At 44.6% G+C, this 20,717-nt stretch carries 17 protein-coding genes, 1 tRNA gene and 1 pseudogene; 10 read left to right on the forward strand and 9 right to left on the reverse strand.

Annotated features, from left to right (window positions below):
- The first annotated feature begins 6 nt into the window (after positions 1-6).
- The 3 genes from NFR61_RS03730 to NFR61_RS03740 all read left to right on the forward strand — a co-directional run bounded on the left by NFR61_RS03730 (position 7) and on the right by NFR61_RS03740 (position 2,426).
- Positions 7-1,239 carry a nucleoside recognition domain-containing protein gene (locus NFR61_RS03730; protein WP_251620733.1) on the forward strand — a complete coding sequence of 411 codons (1,233 nt, stop codon included), beginning with the start codon at positions 7-9 and terminating at the stop codon, positions 1,237-1,239.
- Position 1,240: 1 nt separating this feature from the next.
- Positions 1,241-2,278, forward strand: coding sequence for a tRNA 2-thiouridine(34) synthase MnmA (mnmA, locus tag NFR61_RS03735; RefSeq protein ID WP_251620735.1), 1,038 nt, complete (start codon positions 1,241-1,243; stop codon positions 2,276-2,278).
- Between the two features lie 74 nt (positions 2,279-2,352).
- Positions 2,353-2,426 (forward strand) — tRNA-Pro (locus tag NFR61_RS03740).
- Positions 2,427-2,568: 142 nt separating this feature from the next.
- Here NFR61_RS03740 and NFR61_RS03745 read toward each other — a convergent pair.
- The 4 genes from NFR61_RS03745 to NFR61_RS03760 all read right to left on the reverse strand — a co-directional run bounded on the left by NFR61_RS03745 (position 2,569) and on the right by NFR61_RS03760 (position 7,879).
- On the reverse strand, positions 2,569-3,219 hold the full coding sequence (locus tag NFR61_RS03745; RefSeq protein ID WP_251620737.1) for a tetratricopeptide repeat protein: 651 nt from the start codon (positions 3,217-3,219) through the stop codon (positions 2,569-2,571).
- 284 nt (positions 3,220-3,503) lie between these two features.
- The gene (locus NFR61_RS03750) at positions 3,504-5,684 is read right to left on the reverse strand and encodes a leucine-rich repeat domain-containing protein (RefSeq protein WP_251620739.1); all 2,181 of its coding nucleotides are present in this window, start codon (positions 5,682-5,684) and stop codon (positions 3,504-3,506) included.
- A gap of 9 nt (positions 5,685-5,693) precedes the next feature.
- The gene (locus tag NFR61_RS03755) at positions 5,694-6,320 is read right to left on the reverse strand and encodes an Nmad2 family putative nucleotide modification protein (RefSeq protein ID WP_251620741.1); all 627 of its coding nucleotides are present in this window, start codon (positions 6,318-6,320) and stop codon (positions 5,694-5,696) included.
- Between the two features lie 704 nt (positions 6,321-7,024).
- Complete coding sequence (locus NFR61_RS03760) at positions 7,025-7,879, reverse strand: BRO-N domain-containing protein (protein ID WP_251620750.1); 855 nt, start codon at positions 7,877-7,879, stop codon at positions 7,025-7,027.
- A gap of 104 nt (positions 7,880-7,983) precedes the next feature.
- On the opposite strand from NFR61_RS03760, the gene NFR61_RS03765 reads away from it, so the two are divergent.
- Together NFR61_RS03765 and NFR61_RS03770 are read left to right on the forward strand one after the other, a co-directional pair.
- A complete protein-coding gene (locus NFR61_RS03765; RefSeq protein WP_251620831.1) occupies positions 7,984-8,169 on the forward strand; it encodes a hypothetical protein in 186 nt (61 codons plus the stop codon).
- Between the two features lie 324 nt (positions 8,170-8,493).
- Positions 8,494-10,746 (forward strand): cation:proton antiporter, encoded by a 2,253-nt coding sequence (locus NFR61_RS03770; protein ID WP_251620752.1) that lies wholly within the window; start codon positions 8,494-8,496, stop codon positions 10,744-10,746.
- A gap of 8 nt (positions 10,747-10,754) precedes the next feature.
- On the opposite strand, the gene NFR61_RS03775 is transcribed toward NFR61_RS03770, so the two are convergent.
- The 5 genes from NFR61_RS03775 to NFR61_RS03795 form a co-directional block, all read right to left on the reverse strand.
- Positions 10,755-11,219 (reverse strand): MGMT family protein, encoded by a 465-nt coding sequence (locus NFR61_RS03775; protein ID WP_420910098.1) that lies wholly within the window; start codon positions 11,217-11,219, stop codon positions 10,755-10,757.
- 1 nt (position 11,220) lies between these two features.
- Positions 11,221-12,591: an MATE family efflux transporter gene (locus NFR61_RS03780; RefSeq protein ID WP_251620754.1), complete on the reverse strand. Its 1,371-nt coding sequence runs from the start codon at positions 12,589-12,591 to the stop codon at positions 11,221-11,223.
- A 150-nt stretch (positions 12,592-12,741) separates the two neighbouring features.
- On the reverse strand, positions 12,742-13,362 hold the full coding sequence (locus tag NFR61_RS03785; RefSeq protein WP_251620756.1) for a flavodoxin: 621 nt from the start codon (positions 13,360-13,362) through the stop codon (positions 12,742-12,744).
- A gap of 12 nt (positions 13,363-13,374) precedes the next feature.
- The gene (locus NFR61_RS03790; protein ID WP_251620758.1) at positions 13,375-14,217 is read right to left on the reverse strand and encodes a carboxymuconolactone decarboxylase family protein; all 843 of its coding nucleotides are present in this window, start codon (positions 14,215-14,217) and stop codon (positions 13,375-13,377) included.
- 4 nt (positions 14,218-14,221) lie between these two features.
- Positions 14,222-15,226, reverse strand: coding sequence for a flavin reductase (locus tag NFR61_RS03795; protein WP_251620760.1), 1,005 nt, complete (start codon positions 15,224-15,226; stop codon positions 14,222-14,224).
- A 271-nt stretch (positions 15,227-15,497) separates the two neighbouring features.
- Between NFR61_RS03795 and NFR61_RS03800 the strand changes: the two are divergent.
- The 5 genes and pseudogenes from NFR61_RS03800 (at position 15,498) to NFR61_RS03820 (ending at position 20,697) form a co-directional block, all read left to right on the forward strand.
- Positions 15,498-15,871: pseudogene (locus tag NFR61_RS03800) on the forward strand (MmcQ/YjbR family DNA-binding protein).
- 10 nt (positions 15,872-15,881) lie between these two features.
- Complete coding sequence (locus NFR61_RS03805; protein WP_251620762.1) at positions 15,882-16,619, forward strand: YczE/YyaS/YitT family protein; 738 nt, start codon at positions 15,882-15,884, stop codon at positions 16,617-16,619.
- 751 nt (positions 16,620-17,370) lie between these two features.
- Positions 17,371-18,708, forward strand: coding sequence for a TolC family protein (locus tag NFR61_RS03810; RefSeq protein ID WP_251620764.1), 1,338 nt, complete (start codon positions 17,371-17,373; stop codon positions 18,706-18,708).
- Between the two features lie 24 nt (positions 18,709-18,732).
- Entirely contained in the window at positions 18,733-19,935 is a 1,203-nt protein-coding gene (locus NFR61_RS03815; protein ID WP_251620766.1) for an efflux RND transporter periplasmic adaptor subunit, read from the forward strand.
- A gap of 21 nt (positions 19,936-19,956) precedes the next feature.
- Positions 19,957-20,697, forward strand: a complete 741-nt coding sequence (locus NFR61_RS03820; RefSeq protein ID WP_251620775.1) for an ABC transporter ATP-binding protein — start codon at positions 19,957-19,959, stop codon at positions 20,695-20,697.
- Positions 20,698-20,717 lie beyond the last annotated feature (20 nt).

Genomic DNA, 20,717 nt, shown 5'->3' on the forward strand with positions numbered 1-20,717 from the left:
TGTGGTATGGTACTGAATTATATTTGGATATTTTTCTTTGGTGCCGCTTTTTTATTGGCATTGTTCAAATTGATTGTCGATGGGGATACGGAAGTTTTCAGTGCTATGATAAAATCGACATTTGATATGTCGAAAACCGGTTTTGAAATTTCTTTGGGCTTGACAGGGGTTTTGACGTTGTGGATGGGGATTATGAAAATCGGAGAGCGGGGTGGTGCTGTTCATGTGATGTCGAGATTGATACATCCTTTTTTTAAACGGCTTTTTCCGGAATTACCGACGGATAGTCCTGCTTACGGTTCTATTATGATGAATCTTGCCGCAAACATGTTAGGGTTGGATAATGCCGCTACGCCGATGGGGCTTAAGGCGATGGGGGAGATGCAGGAGTATAACCGTCACAAGGATACAGCCAGCAATGCGCAGATTATGTTTCTTGTGCTGAATACTTCGGGGCTGACGTTGGTTCCGGTTTCGATTATGGTGTACCGGGCGCAATTGGGGGCGCTGAATCCGACGGATATATTTATCCCGATATTGTTGGCCACTTATTTTTCTACGTTAGCGGGTTTGATAGCGGTGGCTGTTTATCAGCGGATTAATTTGTGGGATAGAGTTATTCTGGCTTATTTAGGTGGCATGACGTTGCTGATTAGCGGGGTTATCTGGTATTTTTCGATGCTGGACAAGGAGATGGTAACGGTAGTTTCTGGTGTGGCAAGTCATATTATTCTCTTTTCGATTATAATTCTTTTTATCGCAATGGCGGCACTGAAAAGGATAAATGTGTACAATGCTTTTATTGACGGGGCGAAGGAGGGTTTCTCGGTAGCGGTCAGGATTATACCGTATCTTGTTGCCATATTAGTGGCGGTGGGTGTTTTCCGGGCTTCCGGGGGAATGGATGTATTGATATCCGGTATAGAGCATTTTGTTGCATTCTTGGGATTTGACGCAGAGTTTGTGAAGGCACTGCCGACCGCACTAATGAAGCCATTGAGCGGAAGCGGTGCCCGGGGAATGATGATAGATACTATGACTACTTACGGGGCGGATTCTTTTGTGGGGCGTTTGGCTTCTACATTTCAGGGAGCGACGGATACCACGTTTTATATTATTGCCGTTTATTTTGGGGCTGTAGGGATTAAAAATACGCGTTACGCCGTGCCTTGCGGCTTGATAGCTGATTTTGTCGGTATTGTTGCGGCCATTGTTATTGCTTATCTGTTTTTTGCCTGACATGTGTGAGACGGTTGCTGTCGGATTAAGCGGGGGAGTAGATAGTTTAGTTACTGCCTTGATGTTAAAGCAACAAGGGTATCGGGTGATAGGTGTGTACTTGCAATTGTGGAATAATGATAGTGGGGAAGAGGTTGCCCGATTGTGCCGTCAATTGAATATTGATTTTGTCACGTATGACGGGGAAAAAGTCTTTCGGAAAGAAGTGGTCACGCCTTTCGTAAATGAATACCTTATAGGGCGTACGCCTAATCCGTGTACGTTTTGTAATGCAACCGTCAAGTGGAATTTACTGGTTGCGGCAGCGGATAGTCTCGGCATACAAAGGGTGGCAACGGGACATTATGTGCATGTGGAACAAAAGGATACTGGTTGGTATATCCGAAAGGGCAGAGACTCGCAAAAGGACCAGTCTTATTTTTTATGGGGATTAAAACAGAACGTGTTGGCTCGTTCCTTGACGCCTTTGGGGGCTTGTACGAAAGCGGAGGTAAAGGCGTATGCAGAGTCAAACGGCTTCTCGGAGGTCAGTCGTAAAAAGGAGAGTATGGGCATCTGTTTTTTAGAAGGGAAAGATTATCGGGAATTTATAGGTCGGCATGTGGAAGAATCCACTATTGGAGGAATGGGTGATATTGTAGACCAGGCAGGGCATGTCATCGGGCGGCATGCGGGGCTTTTGAATTATACGGTGGGGCAGAAAAGAGATATGCCTTTGCGTAATGGGCATCCCCTTTATGTAAAGGCAATTGATGTGGAAAACAATTGTATCGTAGCGGCGGATAAATCGGATTTGTATGTGGATACTTTGTGCGTCATGCGGGTAAATATGGTAAATTGGAAAGATGTTGGAGCGCAAGATATATCTGTAAAAGTGCGGGGTTTGGGATTGAATCCGGAAGGCTTTGCCGTATTGGAACGCCAATCGGAAAATACGATATCTGTCCGTTTGCAGTCCCCTGCGTGGGCTGTTGCTTCCGGTCAGCCAGTGGCATTCTATCGGGGAGATTATTTGATAGGTGGGGGGATAAATAGATAATTGCGATTATTTTTGAAGTGAGAATAGTTTATTATTTAATTTTTTTCTATACATTTGCAGCCGTAAACTCACATCGGGGCGTAGCTCAGTCCGGTAGAGTACACGTCTGGGGGGCGTGTGGTCGCTGGTTCGAATCCAGTCACCCCGACAATTGAAAATCAAGAGGTTAGATAACAAGTCTAACCTCTTTTTTATTGCTTCGATTAAGGTTTTATTAAGGTTTTCGGGAAACTTAATGCGAATAAATCTCAATTTATAATGCGAAATTCATTTGGTATTTGTTTGTATGCTTACCCGGCTTTATGTAGTTTAGGGGTAATCAATGCTAATTTAAAGGCAGCTTCTTCTTTTCCTTGTTTCATTGCTTTTTCATACCACCGTGCCGCTTCCTCGTAGTTTTGTTCCACGCCTTGTCCATAATGATACAGGAATCCCACATTGAGCTGTGCCTCGGCAATACCTTGTTGTGCTGCCAAGTGGAAGTACTCAAATGCCTTTTGTAAGTCTTTTTTTATTCCGTATCCGTTATAGTAATGGATACCGATATTGAATAGGGCATATTCATCTCCTTTATCAGCAGCCAGCTTAAAATAATGGAATCCCCGTTTTTCATCTTTATTAATTCCCTGCCCTTTATTACACATGACCCCCAGCATAAACAAGGCATCTGTATATTGTGATTGTGCAGATTTAGAGAATAACGTGAATGCTTTTTTGTAGTCTTGTTGGAATAGTTCCCCCTCATAATATAGCCACCCCATAAAGTTTTGTGCTTTTGGATTATTGTTTTCAGCTAATTCATTGATTTGTTTTAATGCTTCGTTTACTTCTTCATCGGTTATAGCAGTCTCAAACATTCTTACAGCCGATGAAAATTGTAGCTGGTTATTATCTCCAGTTACAAGATTTTCCTGAGTGTTGGATTCATTATTCTGTTTCATAGCTCTAATTATTAATATTATAGAGCAAATTTACTCAATAGGGATATACCATCCTTTTTATACTTCCCTGTGTCTTTTTCTTTCCAAAAGAAAAGCCGGAACTAAGTCCGGCTAAACTTCAAGATTTTTAATTTATTTTTCAGACAATCAAGTAGACAGAATTAAGAAATTATTTTTGCCAATCTAATGTTCTACTATCCAATTTCTATCCGCAGATAGGGTAGGATGGTGTTATTTATAGGATAGGGGAATCCCCGGTTATCCCAGAGATACCCCTCTAAAAGTTATTCCGCTTTGCGGAAATCTATGGTAATGGTTTTGCCATTGTAATCCCAACTTTTTTTATTGTTTTTTATAGCTTTAGGAATATTATTATTATCAAACCATGCTGTTACGGGAAAAAGACTTATTTCGTCTCCGGGATTGTTATGGCACCATACCGTAGTCAACGCAGTACATCCACTTATATCTAAGAAGGTCAGTTGATTACTAGCGCAATCTAAATAGGTCAACGCTGTACATCTGCTTGCATCTAAGGAAGTCAGTTGATTATTAAAGCAAGACAAGTGAGTCAATGCAGTATTCTTACTTACATCCAAGTCGGTCAGTTGATTAAAAGAGCAAGTCAAGCTAGTCAACGTGGTACATTCATTTAGATTTAAGTTGGTCAGTTGATTAAAAGAGCAATTCAAGCCTGTCAACGCAGTACATCCATTTAGATTTAAGGAGGTCAGTTGATTATTATAGCAATTCAAGCTGGTCAACGTAGTATATCCACTTAGATTTAAGGAAGTCAGTTGATTAGTACCGAAATACAAGTAAGCCAACGCAGTACATCCATTTATATCTAAGAAGGTCAGTTGATTACTAGCGCAATCTAAATAGGTCAACGCAGTATATCCATTTACATCTAATGAGGTCAGTTGATTATTATAGCAAGACAAACTTGTCAACGCAGTATTCTTACTTACATCTAAGGAAGTCAGTTGATTATCATTGCAATTCAAATAGGTCAACGCTGTATTCTTACTTACGTCTAAGGAAGTCAATTGATTCACAGAGCAAGACAAGCCTGTCAACGCAGTACATTCACTTACATCTAAGGACGTCAATTGATTAAGAGAGCAACCTAAGTTTGTCAACGCTGTATTCTTACTTACATCTAAGGAAGTTAGTTGATTATCAGTGCACCATACCGTAGTCAACGCAGTACATCTATTTAGATTTAAGGATGTCAGTTGATTATTATCGCAAACCAATCTTGTCAACGCTGTACATCCGCTTACATTCAAGGACGCGAGTTGATTACAAGAACAATCCAAATTAGTTAAAGATTCAAAGTATTCTATTCCAGCCAGAGAGGTCAAACCTTTTCCTCCCGCATACCAACTATCATAACTTCCGTTTATACTCAATGTATTGATGTTTTTCACATCAGCCAATGTAATGTAAGAGGCGTCAGGAATATACCCTTTATTTTTCAATACTTTTGCAAATTCGGGGTCAAAATACTTTGTAATGTTTGGGTTATCGAAATTATTTGTATTAGATTGCTGAATATAGACCGTATCGGAGAGTATGCCGTTTTTATCCTGTACGGCAATCTTGGCACTGCGGAGGACGTCGGTGGTGTTTTCATCGATGTGAAACAGCAGGCGGTCTACGCGGCTGGCTCTCGTTTCTATCCGGCTAATCCACGAAATGTCATCTCCCACGATGCTGACTTCATAGTCTACGTTGGTTTTCAATTCCACTACGATGGTCGTATCGTTTGCAGACAGGTTATATTTCGTTTGCGTCAGCACCAATTGGTCTTTTTGCGTCTGATAGATGCGTACAGTGTCTTGCAGTGAAGCGGCGGAGAAGATGATGTATCCCGTTCGGGAGTCCTCGTCTTCATTCCCTGCGATGATGAAACGGTAGGTCGTATCGCTTATCTCTGACCGCGTTTCCGGAGCCGGCTGTATCCAGGAATTGCAAAATTCGGGGATAACCACTTCGTATGTCACATTGCTTCTCACCTTGATAGCCAAATCGCCCCCTCCTTGCGCAACCTCGAATTTCGCTTTATCGAGAATAATGGCATCCTTGCCTTTTTGTGTCACTTCCAGTACTTGGCTCTTATCACCTGCTTTGACGGTTAAATTCATGTTGCGGTCTTCCAATTCCCCGTAAGTTTGGGAAGTGACCGTCACCGTCCGGTTGCCCGTTCCGGAAGTAACATCCGTCGTACACCACTCGCTCTCGTTGGTAATCGTCCACTCCGCATTGCTCGTAATGGTAAATGTCTTCTGTCCGCCCTCCGCATCAAAAACCAAATCCGCGTCGGACAATTCCAGCGTGACAGCTACCGGCGTCACCGGAACATCTGGCTCGTCGGGCTCTTCTATGCTTTTGTCTTTGCTGCATCCTATTCCTGCCAATAACAACAATGGTAGGAAAATCAAAAAATAGATGTGTCTCATATCTAAAAATTAATTGTGATTGTTACTACTTGTTTTTTGACACTGTTTAGCACACTGTCTGACGTAATTTATAAATATGGACGCGTCTTCCGTAATTTCTCCATACCTTGTTTGTGCTTTTGGAATATTCGGACGAATATTTGCAGGCACCTCCAAAGAATCCGCAGCACCGAAATAGTAAAACTCTTCGCATACCAATACATATTCACCTCTCAAATCCTTGACTTTCTTCTCCTCGGTTTTATTGCTGCTATTGGGGTGTAAAATGAAAGTATTGGGTTGTTGCGGGTTGGGAATGCACCCATTGGTAGGCTCATAGATGTTGTCACCGTAATAAGCCTTATCATCGGTATTTTTCAAAACGGGACGTTTTTCTTTATAGTGTTCCCAATATTCCGCATAGGTCAGTTTCTTACTAACCTTAGCTAAATAGACTAATCGTTCTTTCCCGATGTCAGTAGAATACTTTTTAAGACTTTTAGACGTCCAGCCTGCAATCCAGTTTTCGGGTTGTATAATCCGTCTTAGATTCTCTTTGCACGTAGCCAGTGTCAGTACTCCAAAATAGGGATTGGGAGCAAAGCCAGTGTCACGTGCCATTTTGTAGCTGTAAAGTCTGTTTTCAGGCTTTTCCATATTTAATTATTTGGCATCCTCTGCAGCCAAAAAGGAAAAGTAATTAAATAAAAGAAGCGGGCTGCTGTCCGCATCTTAGTTAGGCATCGCCAAACGCCTGAATACACGCAAATAGACAACCCACAATAATATGGATTGACTTGTGCCTTGTATGTAGTTAAAATTGGCGACTTTAACAGGAAAAGGCACTTCTTTTCGATAAAAATTAGCCTTGAAAGGCTTGACAAATGTAGGGAATTCCCCTAATTAAAAAAAGGATACGGAAGAAAATCAGTGATATATGGGAATAGGGTTGATTTAGGGAGCTATGTTTGTAAAGATATGAGACATTAAGATTTGTCGTGTTTGTGAACACTGATTTTTTCTATTGGTAGTATGTTAAATCTTTATTTCTATCTCTTTTTTCTTTATTGTCATGTACCAATCATAATCTTATCATACGATGACATCATTGTTTATATTGCTATATACTCCCTATGCTCATTTCTTATGAGATAGGATAATTTTGATTATCGAACCGCCTCATCTTTCCTCATCACGTTTTTATCCTTCTATTGGCTTTTATAAGGCGATATATTTATTCAGTAATAAAAACTATTGGAGTGATGAGGTATAATCCCTATACGGCTCTATTTCACGGATTATTTTGTATATATAGATAGAGGGAGCCATTTCGACTCCCTCTATATGATTTTTTGATATTGTTATTTTGCTTCTTCACTATCTAAATCCACATCTTCCACTTCTCCGCTTTGTAATCCTAATATATCTTTTGCGTTTAGAGGAGTAACAACAGATTTCCCCGTCTCTTGTTCTAATTTTATTCGAGCTTCTTTTGCCACATTTCCGCCTCTACGAGCAACATCTATATGTTCATCAAAAGATTTTGGATTTTGTACTTCAGATATTTCTTTTGTAGAAAGTTCAGCGAGCATGTTTAATACTAATTCCTTATTAGTCATGTTATCGCGGAGATTTTCTTTCTTCAAGCCTTTGAACTGTTTGTATTCCTTTGCCGTTTTTCCAGCCCATGTTTTATAGATGATGTCTGTTAAGGTGGCAAATTGTACACCTTCCTGTAGCCCGTGCCGTGTTAAGTCCTTGCGGATTTCTATGCTTTTAATTCTTTGATTAATCCAATTGTCGGAATATCCCAACCGTTTGTAATCCATCATAGCCTGCTGAATAGACAATTCGGGGTCTTGCATTTGGTCAAGGCGTTCCTTGGTTACTTGCGCCATCCATAATTTAAAGGGCTCTGCTTTAGGAGAAGGGATGGATTGTATCAACCGAAATAACTGCTCTGTATCAGCGACATCTGTTTTGTAATATTTTCCATCCGAGGAAGGCATTTTCAGTTGACTACAATTTGTAGTCAACTCACTTCCTTCTTTTTTTAAGCGAGTTTTTAGCACACTCCAATATTTCCTTGGATTAGGACTATCAGTTAATACTGCTATCACATCCACAATAGAGAAATACCATTCTTCTTTATCACTATCCCATACGGTACGGACTTTCTTTTCTTCAAAGACTTTTATTGCATTCTGTTTTGTCATATCACCCGGCTTTTGATTGTTACAAATATACCTGTTAGGAATGAGTTATCCTAAATTTTACTCCTCGTTTGGCTTTCCTATAGCCATTGAAACTATACCTCTGAATGAGTTATGGTCTAATCGTTCTTTGGCTACTTGCGCCATCCATAAACGAAGCAGGTGTAGAAATCATGTCTCCGCACTATTTTGCCAAACGTGACGGAAGTGCCTCCACCATCCCGGAAGATTATCTGAAAAGCGAATCAATGAAGGGGGACATATATTTTTTCTTAAAGATATGCCAGCTATAAAAACGAATTACTTCCGTATTATCTCCGTTCCAGAACGGAGATAATACGGAGATGTAACGGAAGTATAACGGCAGTATCTATAAGAGGATGTGCCGTTCAATCTGCTGAAGTGCGGTGTCTTAATTTTTAAGACATCCTATCGGAACAACCTGTACATTATCGTGGGGGTACCGGCAGGTAGAATCTCACTTTCAGGTGTGCAATCAAAGTTTTCTATAATAATGGAAAAAGTGAAAAAGAGGTAATACTGTTTATCAGAAAAGATTATTTTTGCAAAATAAATTTAATCAGGGAAAAATAAACGGCTAAATGTAAAGATTGGGTATGTCACATCTTCCGACATTGATTTCAGACCTGGCTTTGATTCTGATTGCTGCCGGGCTAACTACACTCCTGTTCAAAAAATTAAAGCAACCGCTAGTATTGGGATACATTGTGGCGGGTTTCATTGCCGGACCGCATATTACATTGGTCCCGACGGTCATGGATACGGCCAATATTCAGACTTGGGCGGATATCGGGGTCGTCTTCCTGCTGTTTGCCCTGGGACTGGATTTCAGTTTCAAAAAGCTGATGAAAGTCGGAGGTCCCGCCGTCATTGCCGCGATAACCATCATCGTGGGCATGGTCATATTAGGGACGCTGGCCGGTTCCGTTATGGGCTGGAAACGGATGGATTGTATTTTTTTAGGTGGAATGCTTGCCATGTCTTCCACTTCCATAATCTACAAGGCGTTGGAGGATTTGGGGTTGAGGACGCAGCGGTTTTCTGGTTTGGTCTTGGGAATACTGGTTATTGAAGATCTGGTGGCCATCGTATTAATGGTGTTGCTTTCCACTATGGCGGTAAAAAACAATTTTGAAGGCACCGAGATGGTTTACAGCATCGCCAAGCTGGTTTTCTTCCTGATGCTGTGGTTCATCGTCGGAATATACGTGATACCGACTTTCTTTAAGCGCACTAAACTCCTGATGAACGATGAAACTATGCTGATCGTCGCTTTGGGATTGTGTCTGCTGATGGTGATACTGGCCACGCAGGTCGGCTTCTCTTCGGCATTGGGGGCTTTTGTCATGGGCTCCATATTGGCGGAAACCATAGAGGCGGAGAAAATCATTCATGTCGTAAAACCGGTAAAAGACCTGTTTGCCGCCATCTTTTTCGTATCGGTCGGGATGATGGTCGACCCGGAGATGATAGTGGAATATATCGGACCGATATTGCTGATTACTTTTACTATTTTGGCAGGTCAGACGTTTCTAGGGATGTTCGGTGTCGTTTTGTCCGGTCAGCCGCTGAAAGTGGCTATGCAATGTGGTTTTTGCCTACCTCAAATCGGTGAATTTGCTTTCATTATCGCCTCATTAGGGCTCTCTTTGCATGTGACGGAGGGATATTTGTATCCGATAGTGGTGGCGGTTTCGGTTATTACTACCTTTCTGACTCCTTACATGATACGTTTGGCGGAACCGGCTTATTCTTGTGTAGAAAAACATTTGCCTCCGATATGGAAAAAAATGTTGCAGCGCAATGCTTCGGGCGTACAGTTGATGAACCAGGAGAGCAACTGGCGGAAGTTATTATTGGCCTTGTTGCGTATTGTGGTGGTATATTCAGTCATTGTTGTCGCAGAATTAATATTGGCATTCAGTTTGCTGGTCCCTTTCCTGCGTCAGTATATCCCCGGAATATGGGGCTCTGTTGTCAGTGCCGTGATTATCCTGCTGGCCATTTCTCCTTTTCTGCGGGCTATTGTGGCGAAGAAAAACCATTCTGAAGAATTTCAGACGCTCTGGAATGACGGACGGTTTAACCGGGGCTATCTTATCTCGCTTATTGTGTTCCGTTTCGTATTGGCAGTTGTCTTCGTCATGTTCGTCATTTCGACATTATTAAAAATATCGGTGGGGCTTTTAATCGGGATTGCGGTGCTGATTGTGGGGGGAATGATTTATTCCCGCTATCTGAAAAAACAATCGATATTGATAGAACGCCGTTTTTTGAGGAATTTTAATATCCGGGACATTCAGGCTCATGAATCGCGGAAAATTGTACCCCGTTTTGTAACGAATCTGTTGGCACGAGACCTGCATATGGCGGATTTCGAAATACCCGTTGAATCTTTACTGGTGGGAAAAACATTGGCAGAACTGGCATTGAAAACTCAGTTCGATGTACATGTTGTAGCCATATTCAGGGGAAACTTGTGTCTGAACATTCCGGGAGGAGAAGAACGTTTGTATCCGTATGACCGGATACAGGTTATCGGTAGTGATGAACAATTGCTGGCTTTTACGAATTATCTGAAAGAGCAGATTATGTCTGTTGAAGACTCCGATCTCAGCCAAAGTGGAGTAAGTCTCCGGCAGTTCGTGATTGATGAAAACTCGGCGTTTAAAGGGAAGACAATCGGAGAATCGGGAATCAGAAAATGCTATAAGTGTCTTATTGTTGGATTGGAGCGGGGGGTGAACTCTTTGCGTAACCCGTGTGCCGATACCGTATTTGAGGTCGGGGACTTGGTGTGGATTGTTGGGGAGGAAGCCCATATTTACGAGTTGGTGAAAAATGAATAATCCTTTTATCAGCCTTTTCCTTTGAGCTTGGAGCGTTCCTGCAAGGAATCTATAGAGGGTTTGTGTTCCCGAAAACGCATATAAAGTTCCATCGGGTGTTCCGAACTACCTTTATATTGACAGTCTGTATGAATGGTTGCGGTGCTTTTGTCCGGTGTATAGGTCATAATTTCTTCTTCTTTCCAAGCACACTGGTGCATGTCTACGCACATTTCTGATTTGAAAAGCACGCCTTCTGCCAATAGAAGGTTCTTTTGTTGCGGCCAGAAGGGTGCGATACGACCGGTTGTGTTTACTACCCGATGACAAGGCAATTGTATTTCGGGGGGAACATCACGTAAAATATGCCCAACATGTCGAGCATGGTTGGGGTAACCGGTTAGTGCAGCAATCCGACCATAGGAAAGTACCCGACCGACAGGAATTTGTCGGACGATATAGTACACTAAATCACGAAAGTCTCTAGGGTTCATATTATTTCATTGTTTGTTTCTTTTGCTGTTGTATAGCGAAATCCATTGCAATGACAGCCAGTGTCAGAACTTCGGCGCAGGGGATGGCGAGCCATGCTCCTGTTTCGCCCCACAGCATGGGGAGTATGAGGAAAGCGGGTACAAGGAGTGCGATGCCGCGTAGGAGTGTGTAGATCGTGGCACGCATGGCACGTTCAGTACTTTGATAATAGCCGATAAAGGCAATGTTGAGGGCGAAGAACAGGGCGCATGAGGCGAATAGCGGTATGCCACGTGCTGCGATGTCGTGTGCCGGATATTCGGGAGTTAGAAAGAGATTGACGATGGGGGAGGTAAAGAAGCAGAGTAGTGTCGTGGCGAGTATGCCACACACAAGGCTTGCCAAAAGGCTTGTGCGTAGGGCTTTTCTGACGCGCAATACATTGCCTGCCCCATGATTGAAACTGATAATGGGCTGGGCGGATTGTGCTACGGCATTATTGATCATGAAGACCAGTGGAAAGAGGTAGCATGCGATGCTGAAAGCCGCTACTCCTTCTTCACCTAATAGTCCGATAAAAACGTAGTTGCCTGTGAGCATCATCACTGACATGGCAGCTTCGGTAAGAAAGGCTGAAGCGCCGATTTTCGTCATATAGCCTACATTGCGTACGGTCAGACGCAGGCTGGTTGGTGAAAATTTCAACCGATAGAGTTGTAGCGTTTGTGTACGGCGCAGGAAATACCATACAACCATTATTCCGCCCGCTACGCATCCCAGTGTCGTGGCCAATGCTGCACCTCCTACACCCCAGCCGAATGGAAATACGAAAAGATAATCGAGAATCAGGTTGAGCAATGCCGGTATGACGTTGCACATCATGGCATAGCGCGGCGAACCGTCGAGGCGGATTAGCATCAACCCGATGCTTTGGAGTAACAGGAAAGGAAAGCCGGGCAGCAGAAATAACAGATATTGCCTTGCGTAAGGCATAAGCACCTCCGTGCCGCCCAACAGGCGAATTGTCTGTGCATGAAAAATGCCTACGCTTGCGGTAATGAGCAGCAATAGCAACAGTGAAACGGTGAAGGCCTGCGTTATGTTGATATTGGCAGCTTTTACATTGCCGCGTGCGAGGTGGACGCTTGCTACTACTGATGCTCCGATGCCGAACATCAGCCCGATGCCTGTTGTTACCATGAAGAGGGGAGCGATGATATTTACTGCTGCCAGTCCGTCGCTGCCTACGCCACGGCCTACGAATATACCGTCTGCTATAGTCAGTAGGGCATTGAATATCATTCCTGTTAGAGTGGGAAAAAATAGTTTGCAAAACAGGGACGGAATGTGCATCCGTCCGAAATCAATGCTGTCACGTTCGAGGTTCTTCATATGTTCTTTTCATCTTATAAAAAAACAACCGGATAAGATGTGAATAACCGGGCGCACCCGACATCTTATCCGGCCGTGGCAGTTACGACTGCCAGCCCTCCGATGAGCACGACAAAAGTAGGCCTTTTATCCGAATCGTGCAAGCATTTGTTAATACTCCAGTTTCTCCAGCCATGCCGAGACGCTTTTCTGTGCCTCGTTACGGGAGTTCTGTGCTATTGAGCCTTTCAGGGCCAGCCCTTTGCCTACCGTTGCGCCTTTGCAGGTGGCGCTGATATTGCGCTCTGTACCTGAGAGACCGCTGCCTTCATGCGTACAGAAAGGAATGACGGTTTTACCTTGCCAATTGTGTTTTTCAAGGAACGTGTAGACAGCCATCGGCATGTCGCCCCACCAATTGGGGTAGCCTACGAAAATGACGTCGTAGTCTTCGGTCTTGACGTCGCCTTTCACCGCCGGCCGGGCACCGGCTTCCTTTTCTTTTTTAGCTACATCCACGCAGGCGTTATACGTTTTCGGGTATGTCTGTTCAGGTACGATTTCAAAGAGGTTGCCTCCTGTCGCTTCGGCTATCATTTCGGCTACGATGTGCGTGTTTCCCTTCGTGATGTTTCCTACGGCATAGTTTTCACCCGTGTGAGAGAAAAAGGTTACCAATACTTTTTTGTCTGTTTTCATGTTACGGTTTGTTTTGGAGTCGGCCTGTGCGAAAGTTGCCATGTGAAAGGAGGCGACGAACAGCAGGACGAATAGTGATACGATTTGTTTCATGATTACTTGTGTTTATTTGTTTGTTTTCGTGCGTTCAAGGCGATTGTATTCTTTGTCGCTGACAGGCTCCAGCCATACGTTGTCTGTGTTTTCACCCGGTACGCTGAAAGCCAAGTGGGCAAACCAGGAATCGGCAGCCGCTCCGTGCCAGTGTTTTACGTTCGCAGGGATGTGAATAACTGTTCCGGGCAGGATTTCAACTGCCGGTTTGCCTTCCTCCTGATACCAGCCGCGGCCGGCTACGCCGATAAGCATCTGTCCGCCGCCTTGGGTCGCTTTGTGTACGTGCCAGTTGTTGCGGCAGCGCGGCTCGAAAGTCACGTTGGAAACGATTACCTGCTCGGATGAAAGAGGAGCAAGATAACTGTTGCCGATGAAATATTGCGCATAGGCGGTATTCGGTTCGCCCACGGGGAATATCATCTCACGTTGGAACTGCTCGCGTGCGTTGGCGGCCTCGGTGTTATCTGTGTCTTCGTTCCACACCTCTTTGGCAAGGCGAAATGTTGCCCATGCTTTCGGCCAGCCTGCATAAAAGGCGGCGTGAGTGATGATTTCGGCAATCTCGGTGCGTGTGATGCCGTTTTTCTTTGCGGTCTGCAAGTGGTGTATCAGTGACGAGTCGGTGATACCCTGACTCATGAGGGCGACGACGGTGACGATGCTGCGGTCGCGCAAGGAAAGCAGATGGTTGCGGCTCCACACTTCGCCGAAAAGAACATCGTCGTTGAGACGTGCGAATTCGGGCGCGAACTCGCCCAAGGCTTCGCGTCCGGCGGTCTGAATGATTTTCTGTTGTGCCATACTCTGTGAGATTATTGTTACGGTAATTGCGAATAAAATTAGTTTTTTCATGCTGTCAATGTATGTAATTGTTCAACTTGTTGTCCGGATTGAGCGGGGTTTGGTCCGTCAGTTTGAGTTTTTTTACCATGTGAAGGGTGCCCTGCTTGTATTTTTGAAAATGGGCGGACGCGATGTGTGCTTCGTAGACCGCCTGGCTGGCATAGGTTTCGAGAATGGTGATGCGGCAGGGGTTTTCCTGCTCGGCCATGGCGTACATGGAGAGTACGCCCGGTTCGGTGCGTAACGACACCTCGCCGACTTCCGTGGCGTAGCGTTTGTATTGGTCGAGGTATTGCGGATAGACTTCAACGGTGGAAAGGCGGACGATGCCGTCGCTCTCCGTGGGGAGTTTGGCGCACATGGACGGCTGGCTGTCCAGTTTCAGACATCGGCCGATTATTTCGCCTGTGGCGAGATAGGAATAAGTGGGAAATTCAAACAACACCGGTTTCAGTTTGTCGTAGTCGAGTCTGCCGAGACTGTCGAGTACAGATTCGTCGGCGTAAGTGTTGGCGATGGTGCAGATGAAGTTGTCGAATCCGGGAGTTTTATAAATATCTTCCACATTGAGTTCAATGCTCAGCGGTGATTCGTCGATGACGGGCGTGCCGTTTTCTCCGGCATGCCAGGCGAAGACGTGTGACTTGTCCGTATTTTCGCCGCTAACGCTACCCACGTAATCCGCCCGCGGCAACATTTGCCGGCTGGTCAGGTTCAGGGAGAGTTTGCGCGTTTTCCGGATGCCCCGGTTTGTGTAATGTTTGTCGCTCATGCTCACCAAAATGCGGTCGTGTCCGATGATTCCGGTGTGCGCAACTAACAGCCAGTTCACTTTTCCCTCTACTTCCGCGCCGACAACGGTAACAGGCATCGGATAGAGGGACAGACGCTGACCGATGTTTTTTTTGCTTGTGATTTCCATATTCAGGTTGTTTGATGTTTTGTTGTTCGTCTGTCCGCATGCTGCGAGAATGAGGAGGCTGATGAGGACGGATAGCGTGATGAATAAGTGTTTCATATTTTTTGCTTTTATAATGATAGTTTCTATGACAAAGATACGGCGGATGAGGTATGTTTTATTATTCAAATTACGGTTTCCCTAACCATTTTTACGGTATTCGCTTGTTTTACCTTGCAGAAACAAAGATACAATGAAATATTGAACGGATGTTTTGTTTAGAGGCTCATTTTTCTTTGTCAAGAGGGGCGAGGGGTTTATGGATAGTAAGTGTACTATTCGTACATTTTTTTAATATATTTGTGTTCCAAAGTGTGAAAAGTGGTAAAATATGAATATAGAGGATTTTAGATTGTATTGTCTTTCATTGTCAGGAGTAGAGGAGGCGATGCCGTGGGCGACGGGTAGAAATGAGCATGATCGTGGACTACTTTGCTTCTCTGTGGCGGGGAAGTGGTTTTGTGTGGTGCATGTCGATTTGATTTCTGCCTGCTGAAATGTCCACCTGAACAGGCGGAGGAGTTGCGTGGGCGCTATGAGGGTGTCCGTCCCGGATGGCACATGAATAAGCGGCATTGGAATAGTGTTTATTTCGATAGTGATGTACCGGAGGAGGAAATCTGCCGGCAGGTACGGTTGGCGTATGATACAGTGGTGGCTTCGCTACCCCGCTGTACGCGTGAGGCGTTGAAAGTATTAAAGTAAATATACAGATATGAAGGAAAGAATTATTTCATTTTGTTGGCAGCATTTGTTATTGCTTGTTTCGTTGTTTGTGATGACAGTCGGTGTGGCTGTGTGTGTGCGCTCGATGTTGGGGTCGAGTGTGATAAGTGTGTTGCCGTATGTGTTTGAGACGGCGGGAGTGCAGAAATTAGTGCCCGCACTGACAATCGGTCAATATACTTATGTGATGAATTTTATTCTTGTGGGCGGACAAATAGGAGTATTGCGTCGGCGGTTTGAGTGGGTGCAGCTTTTCCAGCTGGTTATTGGTTTTGTATTCGGTACGCTTATTGATTTGAGTATGTCGCTGACGGGATGGCTTGCACCTGTGGGATTATGGCAGCAGATAGCGGCGCAATTGGCGGGGTGTATTATATTGGGTATCGGTATTGCGATGGAAGTGTGTTGTGGCAGTGTGACGATGCCTGGTGAAGGTTTTCCGGTAGCAGTCAGCCGAGTGACGGGTGTGGATTTCCCGAAGGTGAAGATTGTAGTGGATGTGACACTGGTAATGCTTGGCGTGGCGGCATGCTATGTGTTTTTCGGAGCTTGGCAGTGGCATATTATCGGTGTGGGGACGTTGTTGGCAATGTTCTTTGTGGGCGTTATGGTGCGTCTGGCAGGACGGCATATGGGCTGGTTTCGGCGTTTACTGGCTTATCGGCCGGGCTTCCGTCGGTATGTCTACGGGTTAGCAAGGTTTATTTACAATCGGAAGGAGGAGTAAAAGAGTCGTTTTACAGTTCTTTATTTCAAAGCGGGAAAGTTTTTTTCCTCTCTTGAGTTAATGTCAGTTGTTTTTTAATTAATACTTACCGAAATTCAGATAAAATTCCCCTGTTTACGTTTTTTTTAATTTAAGACGTCTTCAAGGGGAAAGATGTCGTATGTAGTAGCATCAAATGTTTTTTGTATCTGGGGAACATCGTAGTAGGGCGAGTTTTTTTCTTCACCGAATACCAAGCTATAGCTTAAGTACAAGACGAGGAAAAGTAGTAATATATTTGTAAGTAAAAGGTAGAAAGGAATGGGTTCTTTGAGTACGGAGAAATCGGATTTCTTTTTCATGTTTAGTGTATTTGGGTTAATAATATAGTGTTTGTTGTACGTCGGGGACATGTATAAAAAGGAAACGTGACCGCCGGTGAGCTTTAAACAGATGGCGTCCGCGCAGAGCCAGAAGTACAAAGATAAAACCGGAACGATCACGTTTTTATGTACGCAATACGTCTCTTTATTCTCCTGTACTTTTTTAAGTTTCGCGGACTTTTCTGTTTAGGATAATAAATAGTACGATTGATTGAATGGAATCAAAAAGGGCAACGCTTTACGCCTCTTTTGCAAAAGTATGAATTTTATCTGCGATTCATCGTTTTTTTGCGGGGATTTGTCGAGAAAAACTCCTTGTAGGTCTATAATAATTGTAGGTCTTTACATGGCATGCTACTTTTGAACTGTTAAAATAAAAACAGGTAAGTATGAAAAGTATTGCTATTTTAATTATATGGTGTACGAGTATAGGGCTGTACGGGCAAATACAGGATTCTCACCGGAACTGGACGTTGAAAAATTGTATAGACTATGCGTTGGAGCATAATATACAGGTGAAAAAGTCGAAAGTTTTGCTGGAGGAAAGCAAGGAGAATACCTTACGGGCGAAAGCGGAACTGTTTCCCTCTCTTTCTTTTTCGACGGGACATGATTTGGTGAACCGTCCTTTTTCAGACAAAGATGTGAACGGGGATAAGAACAGTTATGTCGGCAGTTACGGGTTAAATTCTTCGGTAGCGTTGTATAACGGGGGGAAGTTGCGGCTGAATATCCGGCAGCAGGAGTTATCGGATAAAATCCAGGAGTTGTATATTCGGCAGGCGGAGAATACTATTCAGCTGGCGATAACGGAGTCTTATCTTCAGATGCTTTATGCGGCGGAATCTGTTGCAATTAACCGGAATACGGTGGAAGTATCCGGGGCGCAGTATGAGCGGGGAGTACAGTTGTTGGAGGCGGGCTCTATTTCCCGCAGCGATTTGGCGCAATTACTTTCGCAATACAGCATGGATAAATATCAATTGGTTGCAGCCCAGTCGGCATTGGAGGAGCAGGAGTTGAATTTGAAACAGCTGTTGGAATTGGAGTTGAATGATAGGATTCAATTGGCAGTTCCGGCGTTGTCCGGGGAGGATGTGCGGTTTTCTTTGCCAACGAAAGCGGTGGTTTACGAAGCGGCTTTGGGTTTTATGCCTGAGATAGAAAGCGGGCGTCTGTCTGTTGAATCTTCGGAGTATGATGTAAGTATCGCGCGTTCCGGTTATCTACCGTCGTTGAATCTTACAGCGGGCATTGGGACCAGCCACATGTCGGGGACGGGAAATTCATTCGGGAGTCAGGTGAAACACAATTTTAATGAAAGCATCGGATTAAATCTGAGTGTTCCTATTTATAGCAAGCGGCAGAACAAATCGGCGGTGAAGATTGCCGAGGTGCAGGTGGAAAATGCGGAATTGGATTATCGGGAAGCACAGAAGGATTTACTGAAAACAGTGGAGACGGTTTATCTGAGTGCCCTGTCTTATCAAAATCGCTATCAGGCGGCTGAGGAAAGTGTAAATTCCGCCCGGGTCAGTTACGATTTGGTGCGCGAACAGTTTGATTTGGGAATGAAGAATACGGTGGAATTGCTGGCGGAAAAGAATACATACCTCTCGGCGCAGCAGGAGATGATACAGGCCAAATACATGGCGGTACTTAGTTATCAGTTATTGAATTTCTACCAGGGAAAGGGAATAGCGCTTCCGGATGAAAAAATGAAATAAAAATAAATTAAAATCCATAGTAATATGAAAAACAGCAAAGCAATAACAAGGGGGATTCTTTTACCGGTATTGGGAATATGCGGTTTAGTGTTCCTTCAGTGTTCCGGTAAGCGGGGAATTAACTGGGCAACTGAAGTGGTGGAACGGAGTTCTATGTCGAATATGGTGACGGCGACCGGGACGGTAGAGCCCGTGACACAGGTGGAAGTGGGTACGCAGGTATCGGGCATTATCGATAAAATATATGTGGATTATAACAGCGTGGTAAAGAAAGGGCAGTTGCTGGCGGAAATGGATAAAGTGACGTTACAGGCCGAATTGCAATCCAACGAGGCCCAGTTGGCAAGCGCGAAGGCGGAGTATGACTATCAGCAGAAAAATTATGCCCGCAGCCAGGTTCTTTTTGAGAAGAAACTGATAAGCGATACCGATTACGAAACGAGTCTTTATAACTATGAAAAGGCAAAAAGCGCTTACGAGAAATCGCAGGCGGATATTGTGAAAGTAAGACGGAATCTGGGGTATACCGTGATCACGAGTCCTATCGACGGGGTTGTGATCAGCCGGGAGGTGGAGGAAGGACAGACTGTGGCTGCCGGTTTTGAAACGCCGACGCTTTTTAATATTGCGAACGATTTGACGGAAATGCAGGTAATTGCAGACGTGGATGAAGCGGATATCGGTCAGGTAGCAGAAGGGCAGCGGGTGACCTTTGAGGTCGATGCTTATCCGAACGATGTATTTGAGGGAATCGTTACGCAAGTGCGTCTGGAGGCTACGGTAGAATCCAATGTCGTAACTTATGAAGTGGTTATCAGTGCTCCGAATCCGGATTTGAAACTGAAACCGGGACTGACGGCGACGGTTACCATTTATACCCTGGAGAAAGAGAATGTATTGGCCGTGTCTTCCAAAGCCTTGAAATTCATACCGGACGAGATAATGGCTGCGGAAAATAAAATAGACATTCGTTCTCTGCCGGAATCCGGCGAGAGTCTGCGAAAAACGCTTTGGATAAAGAAAGCCGGTTTGCTGGAGGAGAGGAAGGTAAAAACGGGTACGTCCAGCGGTTCTTTGGTGGAAATCATACAAGGGGTTTCTGAAGGGGAAGAGGTTGTTACGGGCATGGAAGTTGCGAAAAACGGCAACGGTGATATGAAACCGGGAGAGCAGGAAGGGGGAAGTCCGTTTATGCCGACCCCTCCGGGAAGAAAGAAGAAGAACTAACGGAATAATCTGTCACGAGTGATGAATGCAATCATAGAACTGAAAGATATAAAGAGGGATTTTCAGGTGGGGAGTGAAACCGTACATGCCTTGCGTGGCATCTCCTTTGCCATTTGGCCGGGGGAATTTGTTACGATTATGGGAACCAGCGGTTCCGGAAAATCGACGCTGCTGAATTTGTTGGGTTGTCTGGATACGCCTACTTCGGGCGAGTATTTGCTTGACGGTATATCTGTGCGGCAGATGGGAAAGAACGACCGGGCGGAGTTGCGTAATCACAAAATTGGTTTCATATTCCAATCTTACAACCTGTTGCCCAAAACGACGTCCATTGAAAACGTGGAGTTGCCTTTGATGTACAATCCTGACGTGTCGGCGAAGCAGCGGGAAGCCAAGGCGATTGCGGCACTGGAAGCGGTCGGGTTGAAAGAGCGCTTGTATCATAAATCCAACCAGATGTCCGGAGGACAGCAGCAGCGGGTGGCGATAGCCCGGGCGTTGGTCAATGATCCGGTGCTGATATTGGCGGACGAGGCGACGGGAAATCTGGATACGCGGACCTCATTTGAAATACTGGTCTTATTACAGGAGCTGCACGCCAAAGGCAGAACCATCGTTTTTGTCACCCATAATCCGGAACTTGCGGATTATAGCAGCCGGACGATTGTGTTAAAAGACGGGAAAGTGATACAGGACACGACCAACGACCATGTTGCTTCGGCGAAGGAGACGCTGGATAGACTGCCTGTGCCGGAAGATTGAGTTGATTATAAATAAACAGC

Origin of the sequence: Odoribacter lunatus (genome assembly GCF_943193135.1) — a bacterium.
Classification (GTDB): domain Bacteria; phylum Bacteroidota; class Bacteroidia; order Bacteroidales; family Marinifilaceae; genus Culturomica; species Culturomica lunata.

What these genes read in the sequence shown, in the direction of transcription:
- NFR61_RS03730 (WP_251620733.1), top strand. Translation starts at nt 7, where the DNA reads ATGGTACTGAATTATATTTGGATATTTTTCTTTGGTGCCGCTTTTTTA.
- mnmA (WP_251620735.1), top strand. Translation starts at nt 1,241, where the DNA reads ATGTGTGAGACGGTTGCTGTCGGATTAAGCGGGGGAGTAGATAGTTTA.
- NFR61_RS03745 (WP_251620737.1), bottom strand. Translation starts at nt 3,219, where the DNA reads ATGAAACAGAATAATGAATCCAACACTCAGGAAAATCTTGTAACTGGA.
- NFR61_RS03750 (WP_251620739.1), bottom strand. Translation starts at nt 5,684, where the DNA reads ATGAGACACATCTATTTTTTGATTTTCCTACCATTGTTGTTATTGGCA.
- NFR61_RS03755 (WP_251620741.1), bottom strand. Translation starts at nt 6,320, where the DNA reads ATGGAAAAGCCTGAAAACAGACTTTACAGCTACAAAATGGCACGTGAC.
- NFR61_RS03760 (WP_251620750.1), bottom strand. Translation starts at nt 7,879, where the DNA reads ATGACAAAACAGAATGCAATAAAAGTCTTTGAAGAAAAGAAAGTCCGT.
- NFR61_RS03765 (WP_251620831.1), top strand. Translation starts at nt 7,984, where the DNA reads ATGAGTTATGGTCTAATCGTTCTTTGGCTACTTGCGCCATCCATAAAC.
- NFR61_RS03770 (WP_251620752.1), top strand. Translation starts at nt 8,494, where the DNA reads ATGTCACATCTTCCGACATTGATTTCAGACCTGGCTTTGATTCTGATT.
- NFR61_RS03775 (WP_420910098.1), bottom strand. Translation starts at nt 11,219, where the DNA reads ATGAACCCTAGAGACTTTCGTGATTTAGTGTACTATATCGTCCGACAA.
- NFR61_RS03780 (WP_251620754.1), bottom strand. Translation starts at nt 12,591, where the DNA reads ATGAAGAACCTCGAACGTGACAGCATTGATTTCGGACGGATGCACATT.
- NFR61_RS03785 (WP_251620756.1), bottom strand. Translation starts at nt 13,362, where the DNA reads ATGAAACAAATCGTATCACTATTCGTCCTGCTGTTCGTCGCCTCCTTT.
- NFR61_RS03790 (WP_251620758.1), bottom strand. Translation starts at nt 14,217, where the DNA reads ATGAAAAAACTAATTTTATTCGCAATTACCGTAACAATAATCTCACAG.
- NFR61_RS03795 (WP_251620760.1), bottom strand. Translation starts at nt 15,226, where the DNA reads ATGAAACACTTATTCATCACGCTATCCGTCCTCATCAGCCTCCTCATT.
- NFR61_RS03805 (WP_251620762.1), top strand. Translation starts at nt 15,882, where the DNA reads ATGAAGGAAAGAATTATTTCATTTTGTTGGCAGCATTTGTTATTGCTT.
- NFR61_RS03810 (WP_251620764.1), top strand. Translation starts at nt 17,371, where the DNA reads ATGAAAAGTATTGCTATTTTAATTATATGGTGTACGAGTATAGGGCTG.
- NFR61_RS03815 (WP_251620766.1), top strand. Translation starts at nt 18,733, where the DNA reads ATGAAAAACAGCAAAGCAATAACAAGGGGGATTCTTTTACCGGTATTG.
- NFR61_RS03820 (WP_251620775.1), top strand. Translation starts at nt 19,957, where the DNA reads ATGAATGCAATCATAGAACTGAAAGATATAAAGAGGGATTTTCAGGTG.